This window comes from Nakamurella flavida, assembly GCF_030811475.1.
Taxonomy (GTDB): domain Bacteria; phylum Actinomycetota; class Actinomycetes; order Mycobacteriales; family Nakamurellaceae; genus Nakamurella; species Nakamurella flavida.
Window position 1 is genome coordinate 913,361 of the sequence record NZ_JAUSQV010000001.1, and the last position, 15,235, is coordinate 928,595.

Below are 15,235 nucleotides of genomic sequence, written 5' to 3' on the forward strand. Positions count from 1 at the left end.
AGGACGACCGGGCGGCGGTGGCCGTCCGGGCCCGCGGTGTCGTCGGGCCCTGCGGAGGATGGGTGCTGGGCAGCGGTCACGGTGTCCTCGTCCCTGGTCGGGCGGGCGGCGGGGTGACCCGCGCGCCGGGGTGGGCCCCCGTCCCACCCGCGGGAGCGGGCGGGTGGCGGCAGGGCCTGATCGTAGGGCTCCCGGCCGTCCGGCGGACGGCGCACGACGCCCGGAGCGGCGGCGGGACGCTCCGCCGGGGCCGGCCGGATATCGATTTCGACAAGTTGTCGAAGGTCGTGAACCCCGTGAGCTGCGAGGATGAGTCCGCTGTGCGCGACACGGGAGCGACGTGTGGAACCCGTCGGCGCAACCCGGGCGCGGACAGGTCATAATCGCTGGGTGACCACTGCGACCAGCCCGCCATCTGGGACGACGTCCATCACCGCGCGCATCCACACGATCAACCGACCGAACATGGTGAGTGTCGGGACGATCGTCTGGCTCGCCAGCGAGCTGATGTTCTTCGCCGGTCTCTTCGGCATCTACTTCACCGCCCGCGCCACCCACGTCGGTGAGTGGCCGCCGCTGCCCACCGAGCTCGACGTGCCCTACGCCGTGTTCTTCACGGCGATCCTGGTGCTCTCGTCGGTGACCTGTCAGATGGGTGTGTTCGCCGCCGAGAAGGGCGACGTCTTCGGCCTCCGTCGGTGGTACCTGATCACCTTCGTGATGGGCCTGATCTTCGTCCTCGGCCAGGCGAACGAGTACCACACCCTGGTGACCGAGCACGAGACCACGCTCTCGTCATCGGCCTACGGCACGGTCTTCTACCTGACGACCGGCTTCCACGGCCTGCACGTCATCGGTGGCCTGATCGCGTTCCTGCTGCTGATCTTCCGGACCAAGCTCAGCAAGTTCACCCCCGCCCAGGCCACCAGCGCCATCGTGGTCTCGTACTACTGGCACTTCGTCGACGTGGTGTGGATCGGTCTGTTCATGACCATCTACATCATCCGCTGAGGGCCCTCGACCGGTATGTCTTCATACGAGGTCACCGCACCCACCCGCCGCGCCAAGAGTTCGAGGTGTCCCGCATGAAGTCCTCCGAGAAGGGCCCCCGCAAGGGCCGTCTCCGCACCAAGATGGTTCGTCGCCTGTCGGGCAGTCTGGCGCTGTTGTTCGCCCTGACCACCCTGGGCCTGGTGTACGTCGCCCTGAGCCCCACCCCGCAGACGGCGGTCGCCGCCGATGTCAGCGCCGAGCAGGTCGCCGCCGGCGCACAGCTGTACGCGAACTCGTGCATCACCTGCCACGGCTCCAACCTGCAGGGTGTCGAGGATCGTGGTCCGTCCCTGATCGGCACCGGTCAGGCCGCCACCTACTTCCAGGTCTCCACCGGCCGCATGCCGCTGGCCGACCACGGCGCGCAGGCGCCCCGCAAGGAGCCCTTCTTCAATCCGGAGGAGGTCGACCAGCTGGCCGCGTACGTCCAGGCCAACGGCGGCGGCCCGGTGGTGCCCGACGGTGAGCTGCAGAACACCGATGCCCTCGCGCTCGGCGGGGAGATGTACCGGCTCAACTGCGCCTCGTGCCACAACTTCACCGGCCAGGGCGGCGCCCTCTCCCAGGGCAAGTACGCGCCCAACCTGGATCCGGCCACCGATGAGCAGATCTACTCCGCGATGCTCTCCGGACCCGAGAACATGCCGAAGTTCTCCGACGGGCAGATCACCCCGGAGGAGAAGACCGCGATCATCGCGTTCATCCAGAACAACAAGCAGAGCATCGACCCGGGTGGGGCTCCGCTCGGTGGGTTCGGTCCTGCCCCCGAGGGCCTGATCGCCTTCGTCGTCGGCATGAGCGCCATCGTCGCCTTCACCCTGTGGATGGGATCCCGGGCATGACCATCACCAACCCCGGCGGGAACGCCGCCGGCACGGACACCTCCCACAGCGCGGTCGAGGTCAGCGACGAAGAGCTGAAGTCGATGTCCCGCGAGGAGCTGGCCCGCCTGGGCGCCAAGCTCGACGGGGTCGAGCTCGTCGAGTACGGCATCCGCTACGAGCCGGGTTCCCCGGCGGACAAGCGCGCCGAACGGGCCGTGTCCGCCTGGTTCCTGCTCACCGCGATCTTCGCGATCGCCTTCGTCGGCATCTTCCTGTTCTGGCCGCACGAGTACCAGACGGCCTACTCGGACAGCCAGCTCGCCTACGCGCTCTACACCCCGCTGATCGGCCTGACGCTGGGCGGCTCGCTCCTGTTCCTGGGCATCGGTGTCGTCGCCCTGGCCAAGAAGATCACCCCGCACGAGGTCGCCGTGCAGACGCGGCACGACGGATTCTCCGCGGAGGTCGATCGCAAGACCCTGTCCGGCGAGGTGTTCGACGTCGTCGACAAGTCCGGGCTTGTCAAGCGACGCGGCGTGCTCAAGGGCTCGCTCGTGCTCGCCGGTGGCGGCCTCGGCCTCGCGGCGACCGTCGGTGCTCTGGGTGGTTTCGTCAAGAATCCGTGGGCCGAGGGCGCCGACTCGCAGCTGTGGGTCACCCCGTGGGCTCCGCTGGCCGACGGCACCAAGATCCGGCTGACCCAGCAGGACGGGACGCCCGTGCGTCCGGAGGACCTCGAGGCCGGCTCCATGTCGACCGTCTACCCCGGCGTCTCCGGCGGCGCGAAGTTCTCCGACGCGCCGGTGATGCTCTTCCGGGTCCGCCCCAACCAGGGCATCTCGATCCGGACCGGCCAGGAGGGTTTCCAGTTCGGCGACTACTACGCCTACTCCAAGATCTGCACGCACGTCGGTTGCCCCGTCTCGCTGTACGAGCAGCAGACCGGCCGTGTGCTGTGCCCGTGCCACCAGTCGCAGTTCGACCTGTACGACGGCATGCGCCCGGTGTTCGGTCCGGCGTCACGCCCGCTCCCCCAGCTCCCGATCGAGCTGGACAGCGAGGGTTACTTCGTGGCCACCAGTGATTTCATCGAAGCGGTCGGTCCCGGTTTCTGGGAAAACGGTAAATATCCTGCGTGGGGCTCCAGTCCGAAGGAACAGTCATGAGTCGTCTCACCACCCCGACCAAGCCCAAGGGGCCGTCGATCGCCGCGAAGGGCCTGGACGAGGCGGACATCCGCTACCACGGCGCCCGTCCGCTGCGCACCCAGCTCAACAAGGTCTTCCCGAGCCACTGGTCGTTCATGCTCGGCGAGGCGTGCCTCTACTCCTTCGTCATCCTGCTGCTGTCGGGCGTCTACCTGACGCTGTTCTACGACGCGTCCATGACGGAGACCGTCTACCAGGGCGTGTACGACAAGCTGCGTGGTGTCCCGATGTCGATGGCCTACGCCTCGACCCTGGACATCTCCTTCGACGTCCGTGGCGGGCTGCTGATCCGGCAGATCCACCACTGGGCCGCGCTGATCTTCCTGTTCTCGATCATGATCCACATGATGCGGGTGTTCTTCACCGGTGGTTTCCGCAAGCCGCGTGAGGCCAACTGGGTCATCGGCGTCCTGCTGCTGGTGCTGGCCATGGCCGAGGGCTTCCTCGGCTACTCGCTCCCGGACGATCTGCTGTCCGGTACGGGCCTGCGCGCCGTCAGCGCGTTCATCCTGTCCATCCCGGTCATCGGGACGTGGATGCACTGGGCGGTCTTCGGCGGGGACTACCCCGGCGACATCGTCATCGGTCGGTTCTACTCGCTGCACATCCTGTTGATCCCGGGCATCCTGCTCGCCCTCATCGGTGTCCACCTCGCCCTGGTCTGGTTCCAGAAGCACACCCAGTTCCCCGGGCCGCGTGCCACCGAGAAGAACGTCGTCGGCGTCCGCATCCTGCCGACCTTCGCCGCCAAGGGCGGTGGCTTCTTCGGCATCGTCTTCGGTGTCATCGTCGCCATGGCCGGCGTCTTCCAGATCAACCCGATCTGGAACCTGGGTCCGTACAACCCCTCGCAGGTCTCCGCCGGTGTGCAGCCGGACTTCTACATGGGCTTCCTCGACGGCATGGTCCGCGTCTGGCCCAACTGGGAGGTCCGCAACATCTTCGGGCACTACATGATCCCGGCGGTGTTCTTCCCGGCCATCCTCGGGTCGACGATCCTGCTCATCATCGTGATGATGTACCCCTGGATCGAGACGGCCTTCACCAAGGACAAGGCGATGCACAACCTGCTGCAGCGCCCCCGGGACGTCCCGGTGCGTACTGCCCTGGGTGCCGCGTTCATGGCCTTCTACATCATCAACCTGATCAACGGCGCGAACGATCTGATCGCGTTCAAGTTCGACATCTCGCTCAACGTGATGACGTGGGCGGGTCGGATCGGCTCGATCGTGGGTCCGGTGATCGTCTACATCGTCACCTACCGCCTGTGCCTGGGTCTGCAGCACTCGGACCGGGCGGTGCTCGAGCACGGTATCGAGACGGGCATCATCAAGCGTCTGCCCAGCGGGCAGTTCGTGGAGATCCACCAGCCCCTGGGCGGCGTGGACAGCCACGGACATCCCATCCCGCTGGCCTACCAGGGTGCGTCGGTGCCCAAGCGGATGAACCAGCTCGGTTCGGCCGGCGCTCCCGTCCCCGGGATCGTCAGCCCGAAGGACAACCGCGGGGAGCTCGAGTTCCACGACGAGATGTCCGGGTCGGCCACGGAACGCTGACCCACCTGCTCCACCCCACTGCGCGTCCGACCTCCGGGTCGGGCGCGCAGTGGTCTATCCGGGACGGAGCTGATTCACGAACCGGCGAGTGAGGCCGGGGGGCTCACCTCGGACCGACCGTCGCCGTCGAGCACGGTGACGCGGACGGACGCCTCCCCGTCGATCACCGACGAGCAGTCGACCCCAGGGACACCGTCACCGGCCGGTCGGCCGGGCAGTGGACGTCCCGGATCCCGTCAAGGGCGTCGCCCTCCGGAGCCGGGTCCGTCAGGATCCTGCGCACGCCCTCCGCCACTTCCGTGGCGTCGAACCGACGGGAGGGCTGCACGTCCAGGGCGGTAGCCACCTCCCGCACCACCTGCTCGTACTCGGCGTCCGTTCCCGGCCGCAACGACACCTCGCCCCGACCGGGCAGGGCGAGGACGAGTTCTGTTCCCGTCACCGATCCGGCGAGCGACCGTTCGCCACCGGGCAGGGCGGTGTCGAGGGCGAGCACGATGCGCGCCAATCCCGGGTCGAGCACTCCCCGGAAGCCGGTCGACCGTCGCGACGGCAGGCCGTCGACCGAGACCATCATGTCGACCTCGCCGGTGAGATCGGGGCCGTTGCGCACCCAGCTGACGGATGCGGGTGAGCCCGGCGTCAGCGACACCCAGCTCGCGGGCAGATCGGCCGGCGGCGGCGTGGCGGGTGCCGAACACGCCGGGACGCCGAAGAGGATCGCCAGTACCCCGACCCTGCTCACCTCCATGGGCGGACGCACCGCTCCCCCTTCCGCGGTCGGGGTCCGACCCCGACCTGCGGGTCGACCCTAGGCAGCTGCGGACGCCTCCTCCCGATCGAACCCGAAGATGTGGACAGCCGGTCCGGCACCACGGGGGGATCCGGGTGTCGTCCGCGCGCACTAGGTTCACTCGGATGCGGCAGAGCATCTATCGGTGGTTCGCGGCCAACCACCTCGCGGGTGACGCCGTGATCGCGCTGTTCGTGTTCGTCGTCGGTCTCTTCTGGGAGTCGTTGTCCGGCAGCAGCGAGCGCGGGTTGTCGTTCCTCGTCCTGCTCATCGCCCTCCCCCTGGTCTTCCGCCGCACGTTCCCGGTGCCGGTCCTGCTGGTGAGCATCGCGGTGGAACTCGTCGTGCTGACCACCCGGCAGCAGACGCCGGCGTCGGCGAGCGTGCTCCTGGTCATCTACTCGACGGTGGTGTGCGTCCCCAACAAGGCCTGGGGCCGCGTCGCCCTCACGGCCGGGCTGCTGGGTGCGGTCGCGGCTCCGGCGGCCTGGTACTCGCTCGACCTGTGGTCGTCGTACGGCAGCGCTGCGGCGGTGGGCGGGGTCATCGCGCTGGCCGCCCTGGTCCTGGTCGCCTACGTCGCCGGCGATCGTCGCCGCGCCGACCTCGACTTCCGGGCTGCGGAGATGGCGGCCCTGGCCGAACGGTCCCGCCTGGTCACCGCGGAACGCGACCAGCGGGTGCAGTTCGCCGCCGCCGCGGAACGGACCCGGATCGCCCGGGAACTGCACGACATCGTCGCCCATTCCCTCGCGGTGATCGTCGTCCAGGCCGACGGCGGGGCCGCCGCCGCGGCGAAGAACCCGGCGGTGGCCGCGGACGTGCTGCGCACCATCGCCGACACCAGCCGCCAGGCGTTGTCCGAGATGCGTTCCCTGGTCGGGGTGCTGCGGTCGGACGGCCGGTCGGGCGGCAGTCCGGACGGGGCCGCCTACCTCCCCCAGCCCGGTGTGGCCTCCCTCGACCGGCTCGTCGAGCAGACCCGGCAGTCCGGCGTGACGGTGCACGTCCACCTGCCCGACCATCTGCCCGCGCTGTCGCCCACGGTCGATCTCACCGTGTTCCGCGTCGTCCAGGAGGCGCTGACCAACGTCCTGAAGCACGCCGGTCCCGCCGCCTCGGCCACGGTCGAGATCGCGATCAGCGGGAACGAGCTGGCCGTCGAGGTCGTCGACGACGGCCGGGGGGCCGCCGCCCGGTCCGACGGCGCCGGGAACGGCCTGCGCGGCATGCGTGAGCGGGTCGCCGTCCTCGACGGCACCCTGTGGGCCGGCCCCCGCCCGGGCGGCGGCTTCCGGGTCCGGGTGGTCCTCCCGATGGGCACCCCCGTGACGACCCCGCGGGACGCCCGGTGATCCGGGTGTACCTGGTGGACGACCAGCAGCTCGTCCGGGCCGGGTTCGGCATGCTCATCGAGGCCCAGGACGACATGACCGTGGTCGGGGACGCGGCCGACGGGTCGGCGGCGCTGGCCGGACTGACCACCACGGCCGCCGATGTCGTGCTGATGGACGTCCGCATGCCGGTCATGGACGGGGTCGAGGCCACCCGGCGGCTGCTCGCCTCCCCGGGGCCGGACACCCCGAAGGTGCTGGTGCTGACCACGTTCGACCTCGACGAGTACGTGTTCGCCGCGCTGAAGGCCGGGGCTTCGGGGTTCCTGCTCAAGGACACCCGCCCCGAGGAGCTGCTGTCCGCGATCCGGTCCATCGCCGCCGGCGACGCGGTGGTCGCCCCGTCCGCGACCCGGCGCCTGCTCCAGCACGTCACCGCGGCACTGCCGGGGGTGGCCGCGCCGCCCGACGACCGGCTCGGGGTGTTGACCGTCCGGGAACGGGAGGTGCTCGCCGAGGTCGCCCGCGGGCTGACCAACCCGGAGATCGCGGCGGCGCTGTTCATGGCCGAGTCCACCGTCAAGACCCACGTCGGCAGTCTGCTGGCCAAGCTCCAGCGCCGGGACCGGGTCGGGCTGGTCATGTTCGCCTACGAGACCGGACTCGTCGGCTGATCCACCGCCCCGCCCGCGGACGACGGGGAGCGGGTCTCCCCCCACGGGTGGAGACGCCCCGGCCAGGACGGGACGCCGGTACCGCGATGACGGGACCGCCGACCGATGACGGGCCGCCGACCGGTCCCTAGCGTCGTCCGGGTACCGCGGAGCCGCCGCGGGCCAGGAAGGACCCCGATGACCCCGCCCCCCACCGCCGGACTCGCTGCTCCCCCGCCCGGCACCACCACGGCCGTGGCCCGCGCCGCCGCGGTGAGCAAGGTGTTCGGTGCCGGCCCCACCGCGGTCACCGCCCTCGACCGGGTCGACATCGCTTTCGCCGCCGGGTCGTTCACGGCGATCATGGGGCCGTCCGGGTCCGGCAAGTCCACCCTGATGCACTGCCTGGCCGGCCTGGACAGCCCCACCTCGGGCGAGGTCTTCCTCGACGGGACCGCGATCACCGGCCTGCCGGACGATCGCCTCACCGAGGTGCGCCGGGACCGGATCGGCTTCGTCTTCCAGTCGTTCAACCTGCTGCCGATGCTCTCGGCCCGCGACAACATCACCCTGCCGCTGGAACTGGCCGGCCGGGCCGTGGACCGGGTGGCCCTGGACGCCCTCGTCGCGTCCCTGGGCCTCACCGACCGGCTCGATCACCGGCCGGCCCAGCTGTCCGGCGGTCAGCAGCAGCGGGTGGCCATCGCCCGTGCCCTGATCACCCGCCCGGCGGTCGTCTTCGCCGACGAGCCGACCGGCGCGCTCGACTCCCGCACCGGCGCCGCGCTGCTGTCCTTCCTGCGGTCCACCGTCCGGGAGACCGGGCAGACCGTCGTCATGGTCACCCACGACCCGAACGCGGCCTCCTACGCCGACCGGGCCGTCCTCCTGGCCGACGGCCGACTCCGCGGCACGCTGGAGCGACCCACGCCGGAGACCGTGCTGTCCGCGCTCGCCTCGCTGGGGGCGTGATGCGCTCCGCCTGGGCGAACCTGCGCGCCTATCCCGGCCGGTTCGTCGCCGTCCTGCTCGCCATCGCCATCGGCGTGGGCTTCGCCGCCGCGACGCAGGTCTTCACCGCCTCCTTCCAGACCGATCTGGTCCGCTCGGTCGGCGCCGAGGAGAGTCTGATCGATGTCGACGTGCAGCCCGCCGAGCAGCAGCTCGACCCCGCGGACCCCCGCCTGCAGGTGGCCGGGGTGGCGGCCACCGAGGCCCGGTGGACGGCCTTCGCCGAGCTGCGGACGGGTTCCGCACGCGGCTGGGTGGGGCTGCAGGGCATCCCGGCCGACCCGGCCGATCGGTGGTTCGACCTCACCTCCGGCGCCTGGCCGACCGGACCGGATTCGGTGGTCACCGACCCCGGCACCGCCACCCGCAACGGACTGACCGTCGGCGACCGCATCACCCTGGACGACGGCAACGGCACCGAACGGCCCGTCGTGCTCGGCGGGCTGGTGGACGTGCACACCTCCAAGCTGGCCGGCGCCCCCGATCGGCTGTTCGGCACCACCGAACTCGTCCGCTCGCTGGCCGGCGGGGATCCGGACCGCATCGCCGTCACCGTCGCCGACGGGGTGTCTCCCGAGCAGGTGGCGGACGAACTGGGCGCGGCGTTCGGGGCCGACGCGCTGGTCCGGACCGGCGTGGTCGCCGCCGAGGCCCGCAGCGCCGCCGTCATCGGCGACACCGACGCCCTGACCAGCATCCTGTTGGCGTTCGCGGCCATCGCCGGCCTCGTGGCGTCGTTCGTCATCGCCAACACGTTCTCCATCCTCATCGCCCAACGCCAGCGGCAGATCGGGTTGCTGCGCTGCGTGGGGGCCTCCCGCCGGCAGGTCCGCCGGTCGGTGATCCTCGAGGCGCTCCTGCTCGGGGTGATCGGCTCGCTCATCGGCCTGGTGCTGGGGATCGCGGTCGCCGCCGCCGGCTCCGGGATCGCCGGCATCGCCCTGTCCAGCCTGACCGTCCCACCGGTGGCCCTCGGGATCACCGCCGTGGTGGGCGTGCTCGTCACGGTCGCCGCGGCCCTCGCCCCGGCCGCCCGGGCCATGCGGGTGAGCCCGCTGTCGGCGCTCAGCGCCGTCCCCACCGCGGCCGAGGGACGTCGGTCGGGCCGGTTGCGGCTGGTCGCCGGCGGTGCGCTGACCCTGGCCGGTGGGGCCGGTCTGGCCGCCGGGGTGGTGCTGCCGTCCCTGATGGTGGCGGTGGGGGGCGGGGTGCTGTCGGCCGGCGGGGTGCTGCTCCTGCTGCGGTCGGTGCTCCCCGGGGTGCTGCGCCTGCTCGGCGGGTCGGCCCGGTTCGGCGGGGTGCCGGGCCGGCTCGCCGCGGCCAACGCCCAGCGGAACCCGGGCCGCTCCGCGGCCACCAGCACCGCGCTGGTCATCGCGGTGGGGCTGATCGTCACCCTGCAGGTGGCGGCGGCTTCCGCCCGGGCCAGCCTGGCCGAGAGCCTCGCGGGCCGGTACCCGTTGGACGTCAGCATCGTGGACACGACGGGGACCGCGGGAGCCCTCCCGGCCGGACTGGTCGACCAGGTCGACGCACTCGACGGGATCCGCGCGGTCCCGGTGGCCGGCACGTCCGCCACGGTGGGCACCTCGTCGCCGGACATCCCGATCACCGTGCTCGGCACCACCCCGGCCACGGACGCCGTTCTGCGGTCGGCTGCGCCGGCCGCCGGGGAGGTGGCGCTGCCCGACTGGGTGGTGTCGTCGCTCGACCTGGCCACGGGTGACCCGGTGACCCTGACCGGCGACGGGACCGCGGTGACCCTGCGGCTGGCGGCCAGCCGGTTGGCCGACGGGGTCGACACCTCGGCGGTGGTCACCGCCACCGATCTCGCTCTGCTCGACCCGGCGGCTCCCCCGCGGGCCGTCTGGGGAGCGCTGGACGACATCGACGACGCGGACACGGTCATCAGCGGCATCAAGCCCCTGCTGGTCGCCGACGACGCGCTCTCGCTGACCGGCGCCGCGGTCGAGAACGCCGCCCTGGCCGAGGGCCTGGACACGATGCTGCTGCTGGTGGTGGCGCTGCTGGCGGTGGCCGCGGTGATCGCCGTGGTCGGCATCGGGAACACCCTGGGCCTGTCGGTGGTCGAACGGACCCGGGAATCGGCGCTGCTGCGGGCACTGGGCCTGCGCCGGGGTCAGCTCCGGCTGGTCATCGCCCTGGAGTCGGCCCTGCTGGCCGCCGTGGGCGGGGTCGTCGGCATCGTCCTCGGGGTGGGCTACGGCACGATCGGGGCGGCCGCCACCTTCGCCGAGATCGACGAACCGCTGGTCGTGTCGGTCCCGTGGGGGCAGCTCGGCCTGGTCCTGCTGCTCGCGCTGGCCGCCGGTGTGCTGGCCTCGGTGCTGCCCGCCCGCCGTGCCGCCCGGGCCACCCCGACGGCGGCACTGGCCGAGGTCTGACCCCGGACGCGCCACAGGCCGGCCCGCGCGAGCGGGCCGGCCTGTGACGTCACGACGAGGGGTCAGGCGGTGGCCGCGGCCACCGCCTCCACCACCGGGTCGAGCGCGTACGGCGTGCTCAGCACGGACGAGTAGGAGAAGGCACCGATGACGGCGGGGTCGGTGATCCAGGCGACGTGCCCGGCCTGCACTGCGGGCAGGGACTGGTAGATCGGGTCGGCCTCGATGGTCGCCCGCTGACCCTCCACGTCGATGGCGACGATCACGTCGGCGTCGATCTGCGCGGTGTTCTCGGCCGAGATCTCCTTGTAGAACGTGTCCTGGCCGAGCCCGGCGATGGTCGGGGACTCGGTCAGACCCAGCGCGACGAGCAGGCGGCTGCGGGCGTCGACCGCGGTCCACGCGTACCAGCCCTGCCCGTCCCCGCGCGGCCACACCGCGGAGAAGGTCTTCCCGGCGAACTCGGGGTGGGCGACGGACGCGGCACTGATGGTCTGGTCGACCTCGGCCAGTTTCGCCTCCATCTCCGGTCCCTTGTCCAGCGCCTGCGCGACGGTGCGGGCGACGGCCTCCGGAGGGACGCCGTAGTCGGGGTACTCGGCCGGGCGGGCCAGGGTCGGCGCGATGGCCGTCAGGGCGGCGTAGTCGTCGGCGGTCAACGCGCGGTTCACCCCGATGATCAGGTCGGGGGTGAAGGAGGCGATCTGCTCCAGGTTGAGCTCCTGGCCGGTCAGCACGGTCGGGGTCTGGCCCTGCAGCAGGTCGTCGAGCCAGGGGCCGCCGATCTTGCCGGGGAACCCGAACTCCTGGACGGCCAGCGGCACCGTGCCCAACGCGAGCACGGAATCGGCCTCGGTGTAGCCGACGACGACGACACGCTGCGGTGCGGAGGCGATCGTGGTGGTGCCGAACGCGTTGGGGATCTCGACCGGGTAGCCGGCGGAGACGGCGGCGGAACTGCTCGCCGCCGTGCTCGACGATCCCGGGGCGGACGATGCGGCCGAACTCGACGCGGCAGCCGTGCTGCTGGCGGCGGAGCTCGCCGGGGTGGTGGCGGAGGTGCTGCCGGGGGCGGCCGACGAGCTGGGGGCGGCGGTGGAGCCGCCACCGCAGGCCGACAGCAGCAGACCGGCGGCCAGCACGCCGACGGCGGCACGCAGTCGCGAGGACCGGACGGAGGCGCGGGGGGCGCCGGGGACGGGGATGGGCACGGGTGACTCCTGGGTCGGTGGTGCGGGTGGGGTGGTGGGCAGGGGGTCAGCGGGGGCGGCGGGCCAGCGGGATCACCATGGGTGTCCCGGTCTCGGGATCGTCGATCACCCGGCAGGCGAGGGTGAAGACGTCCTCGACGAGCTCGGCGGTGACGATCTCCCGCGGCGGGCCCTGGGCGACCACCGCCCCGTCCTTCATGACGAGGAGGTGGGTGGCGTACCGGCAGGCCTGGTTGAGGTCGTGCAGGACGGCGACCAGGGTGCGCCCGTGGTCGGCGTGCAGATCGGCGCAGAGGTCGAGCATCTCGTACTGGTGGGCGATGTCCAGGAAGGTGGTGGGTTCGTCGAGCAGCAGGATGGGGGTTTCCTGGGCCAGGGCCATCGCGAGCCACACCCGCTGCCGCTGCCCGCCGGACAGTTCGTCCACCGCCCGCAGGGCGAGCGCGTCGACGCCGGTCGACCGCATGGACTGCAGGACGATCTGCTCGTCGGTCCGGCTCCACTGGCGCAGCAGGCGCTGGTGCGGGTAGCGGCCACGGGCGACCAGGTCGGCGACGGTGATGCCGTCGGGGGCGGTGGAGCTCTGCGGCAGCAGCCCGAGCCGCCGGGCCACCTCCTTCGACGGGTACCCGGAGATGAGCTGCCCGTCGAGGAGCACCGACCCCTGCCGGGGCGGCATCATCCGGGCCAGGGCGCGCAGCAGGGTGGACTTGCCGCAGGCGTTCGGCCCGACGATCACGGTGAACTCGGCGTCGGGGATGACCACGGACAGACCCCGGGTGATGACCCGTTCGTCGTACGCCAGCGTGACGTCCTCGGCGCGGAGTCGACCCGCCGTCGGGGAGCCCGGGACCCCCTGCGGCGGCGAGTCCGGGACGGTGTGCTGCGCGGTCATCCGCGTCCCTTCTTCCATTCGGACAGCAGCAGGGCGGCGAGGTAGACCCCGCCGACCGCGCCGGTGGCGATGCCGACCGGGAACTGGGTGGGGGCGAACAGCCGCTGGGCGACCAGGTCGCTGCTGGCCAGCACGAACCCGCCCATCAGCGCGGCAGGCAGGATGCCGACGGTCGGCGAGCCGGTGAGGCGTCGGGCGAGCTGGGGCGCGGCGAGGGCGACGAAGGCGATCGGACCGGCGGTGGCCACGGCCGCGGCGGTCACCACCACCGAGACCACCAGCGCCCAGATGCGCACGGCACCGACCCGCACGCCGAGCTGCCGACCGAGGTCGTCACCCAGCTCCAGCTGGCCGAGCGGGCGGGACAGCGCCATCAGCACCGGTAGGCCGACGGCCAGCGTCAGGGCCAGCGGCCAGAGCTGCTCCCAGCCGCGGCTGTTCAGGCTGCCGATGATCCAGACCCGGGCGGTGATCGCGTCCTGCAGGTCGGCGCTGATCAGCAGGTACCAGTTGACCGCGCCGAGCATGAAGTTCAGGCCGATGCCGACCAGGATGAGCCGGTAGCCCAGGGAGCCGCCGCGCACGGCCAGCAGGTACACCGCGAGGGAGGTCAGCAGCCCGCCCACGACGGCGCCGGAGGCGATGGCGGCCGCTGAACCACCGAGGACGAGGATCTGCAGCAGGGCGCCGGTCGCCGCGCCCTGGGTGAAGCCGATGATGTCTGGGCTGCCCAGCGGGTTGCGGGTGAGCGACTGGAACACCGCGCCGGCGGCTCCCAGGGCCATGCCGACTGCGATGGCACAGAGCACCCGGGCCAGCCGGAGGTCCAGCACGACGAAGTCGGTGGCCGTGGTGCCCCGTCCGGTCAGCGAGGCGACGACGTCCCGCACCGGCAACGGGTAGTCGCCCAGCACGGTGGCCAGCAGGACCACGGCCAGGCACGCCACCGCCAGACCCACGCAGGACAGGACGGCCCGGCGGCGGACCCGCATGCTCCAGCCGCCCACGCGCACGGCGGGGAGCAGCGGACGGTCGGCGGTCGACACCGGGCGGGGCTGCAGGGCGGTCACAGGTGGGCCACCCGGCGCCGACGGACCAGGGCGATGAACACCGGGGCTCCGGCGATGGCCACGACGATGCCGACGGACAGTTCACCGGGACGCACCACGACCCGCCCGATCACGTCGGCGACGAGCAGCAGGAGGGGAGCCAGCACAGCGGAGTAGGCGAGCACCCACCGGTTGTCCGGCCCGGTGATCGCCCGGGCGATGTGCGGGACGGCCAACCCGACGAACAGGATGGGCCCCACGGCGGCGGTGGCGGACCCGGCGAGCAGGGTGACGACCAGGCCGGACAGCAGCCGGGTCCGGGTGACGCCGGCGCCCAGCGCGCGACCGACGTCCTCCCCGAGGGCCAGGGCGTTCAGCGACCGCCCCAGGCAGAGCGCGATGACCAGGCCGAGCACAGCGGTGGGCAGCACCGCCCAGAACACCTCGACGCCGCGGCCGCCGAGCGAGCCGACCGCCCAGAAGCGGTAACGGTCGAAGGTGGCCGGATCGAGCACGGTCAGCGCGTCGACGACCGCGCCGAGGGCCGCGGTGACGGCGGTGCCGGCCAGGGCCAGTCGGACCGGGGTGGCTCCGCTGCGCCCGGCCGAACCCAGGACGTAGACCACGACGGAGGCCAGCGCGGCTCCGACGAAGGCGAACGGGAGGTAACCCAGCGCGGAGCTGATCCCGAAGGCGCCGATGCCGACGACCACCGCCGCGGCCGCGCCGGCGTTGACGCCCAGCAGGCCCGGGTCGGCCAGCGGATTGCGGGTCAGCGCCTGCATCACGGCACCGGCGACCCCGAGCGCGGCCCCGACGAGGATGCCCATCGCCGTCCGCGGGACCCGCAGGGTGTGCACGATGGTGGCGTCGGTGGACCCGTCGTCGGCGAACAGGACGCGCAACACCTCACCGGGCCCGATGGTCCGGCTGCCGACGGCGATGGACACCACGACCACGACCAGCACGGCGATCAGGGCCAGCGCGAGGCCGACGACCCGGGCCCGCCCGGTGGCGGCCAGGTAGCGGGAGGCCTTGCCCGGCACCGTCGAGTGACCGGAGGTCTCGGGGGCGCCGACGGGCCGCGCGGTCCCCGGGTCGCCGGGCTGCCCGGGGACCGCGCGGGGGACGGACGGCACCGCTCCTCCTTCGTCCGGATCCACCGGGTGGTCACCTGTACCCGACGGGGTTAGGCCAGGCTTGCTACGGTTAGGGTGACCTTACATGGAGGGGTGATCCCCTC

The 15,235-nt window shown here is 72.1% G+C and carries 13 protein-coding genes; 8 read left to right on the forward strand and 5 right to left on the reverse strand.

Annotated elements, in window-relative coordinates; genetic code table 11:
* Positions 1 to 390 precede the first annotated feature (390 nt).
* The 4 genes from ctaE to qcrB all read left to right on the forward strand — a co-directional run bounded on the left by ctaE (position 391) and on the right by qcrB (position 4,641).
* Positions 391 to 1,011 carry an aa3-type cytochrome oxidase subunit III gene (gene ctaE / locus J2S58_RS04020; RefSeq protein ID WP_338093207.1) on the forward strand — a complete coding sequence of 207 codons (621 nt, stop codon included), beginning with the start codon at positions 391 to 393 and terminating at the stop codon, positions 1,009 to 1,011.
* 74 nt (positions 1,012 to 1,085) lie between these two features.
* Positions 1,086 to 1,895 (forward strand): cytochrome bc1 complex diheme cytochrome c subunit, encoded by an 810-nt coding sequence (gene qcrC, locus J2S58_RS04025; RefSeq protein WP_205256181.1) that lies wholly within the window; start codon positions 1,086 to 1,088, stop codon positions 1,893 to 1,895.
* A complete protein-coding gene (gene qcrA, locus J2S58_RS04030; RefSeq protein WP_240188669.1) occupies positions 1,892 to 3,043 on the forward strand; it encodes a cytochrome bc1 complex Rieske iron-sulfur subunit in 1,152 nt (383 codons plus the stop codon). Before qcrC ends, qcrA begins: the two co-directional genes overlap by 4 nt.
* Entirely contained in the window at positions 3,040 to 4,641 is a 1,602-nt protein-coding gene (gene qcrB / locus J2S58_RS04035) for a cytochrome bc1 complex cytochrome b subunit (RefSeq protein WP_205256180.1), read from the forward strand. Before qcrA ends, qcrB begins: the two co-directional genes overlap by 4 nt.
* A 163-nt stretch (positions 4,642 to 4,804) precedes the next feature.
* Here qcrB and J2S58_RS04040 read toward each other — a convergent pair whose 3' ends face one another.
* On the reverse strand, positions 4,805 to 5,392 hold the full coding sequence (locus J2S58_RS04040; RefSeq protein WP_205256179.1) for a hypothetical protein: 588 nt from the start codon (positions 5,390 to 5,392) through the stop codon (positions 4,805 to 4,807).
* Between the two features lie 167 nt (positions 5,393 to 5,559).
* Between J2S58_RS04040 and J2S58_RS04045 the strand changes: the two genes are divergently transcribed.
* The 4 genes from J2S58_RS04045 to J2S58_RS04060 all read left to right on the forward strand — a co-directional run bounded on the left by J2S58_RS04045 (position 5,560) and on the right by J2S58_RS04060 (position 10,837).
* Positions 5,560 to 6,789: a sensor histidine kinase gene (locus J2S58_RS04045; protein WP_205256178.1), complete on the forward strand. Its 1,230-nt coding sequence runs from the start codon at positions 5,560 to 5,562 to the stop codon at positions 6,787 to 6,789.
* Positions 6,786 to 7,442 carry a response regulator gene (locus J2S58_RS04050; RefSeq protein WP_205256177.1) on the forward strand — a complete coding sequence of 219 codons (657 nt, stop codon included), beginning with the start codon at positions 6,786 to 6,788 and terminating at the stop codon, positions 7,440 to 7,442. The genes J2S58_RS04045 and J2S58_RS04050 overlap by 4 nt, the downstream gene beginning before the upstream one ends.
* A gap of 177 nt (positions 7,443 to 7,619) precedes the next feature.
* A complete protein-coding gene (locus J2S58_RS04055; RefSeq protein WP_205256176.1) occupies positions 7,620 to 8,393 on the forward strand; it encodes an ABC transporter ATP-binding protein in 774 nt (257 codons plus the stop codon).
* Entirely contained in the window at positions 8,393 to 10,837 is a 2,445-nt protein-coding gene (locus tag J2S58_RS04060) for an FtsX-like permease family protein (RefSeq protein WP_240188723.1), read from the forward strand. The genes J2S58_RS04055 and J2S58_RS04060 overlap by 1 nt, the downstream gene beginning before the upstream one ends.
* A 62-nt stretch (positions 10,838 to 10,899) precedes the next feature.
* Here the strand turns inward: J2S58_RS04060 and J2S58_RS04065 are convergent, their stop codons facing one another.
* Genes J2S58_RS04065 through J2S58_RS04080 form a run of 4 tightly spaced genes read right to left on the reverse strand, consistent with a single transcriptional unit; the run spans position 10,900 to position 15,038 of the window.
* Complete coding sequence (locus J2S58_RS04065) at positions 10,900 to 12,048, reverse strand: iron-siderophore ABC transporter substrate-binding protein (protein ID WP_306826352.1); 1,149 nt, start codon at positions 12,046 to 12,048, stop codon at positions 10,900 to 10,902.
* Between the two features lie 46 nt (positions 12,049 to 12,094).
* Positions 12,095 to 12,943 (reverse strand): ABC transporter ATP-binding protein, encoded by an 849-nt coding sequence (locus J2S58_RS04070; RefSeq protein ID WP_205256174.1) that lies wholly within the window; start codon positions 12,941 to 12,943, stop codon positions 12,095 to 12,097.
* On the reverse strand, positions 12,940 to 14,013 hold the full coding sequence (locus J2S58_RS04075; protein ID WP_306826353.1) for a FecCD family ABC transporter permease: 1,074 nt from the start codon (positions 14,011 to 14,013) through the stop codon (positions 12,940 to 12,942). The genes J2S58_RS04070 and J2S58_RS04075 overlap by 4 nt, the downstream gene beginning before the upstream one ends.
* Positions 14,010 to 15,038 carry a FecCD family ABC transporter permease gene (locus J2S58_RS04080; protein WP_370881852.1) on the reverse strand — a complete coding sequence of 343 codons (1,029 nt, stop codon included), beginning with the start codon at positions 15,036 to 15,038 and terminating at the stop codon, positions 14,010 to 14,012. The genes J2S58_RS04075 and J2S58_RS04080 overlap by 4 nt, the downstream gene beginning before the upstream one ends.
* Positions 15,039 to 15,235: the final 197 nt, after the last annotated feature.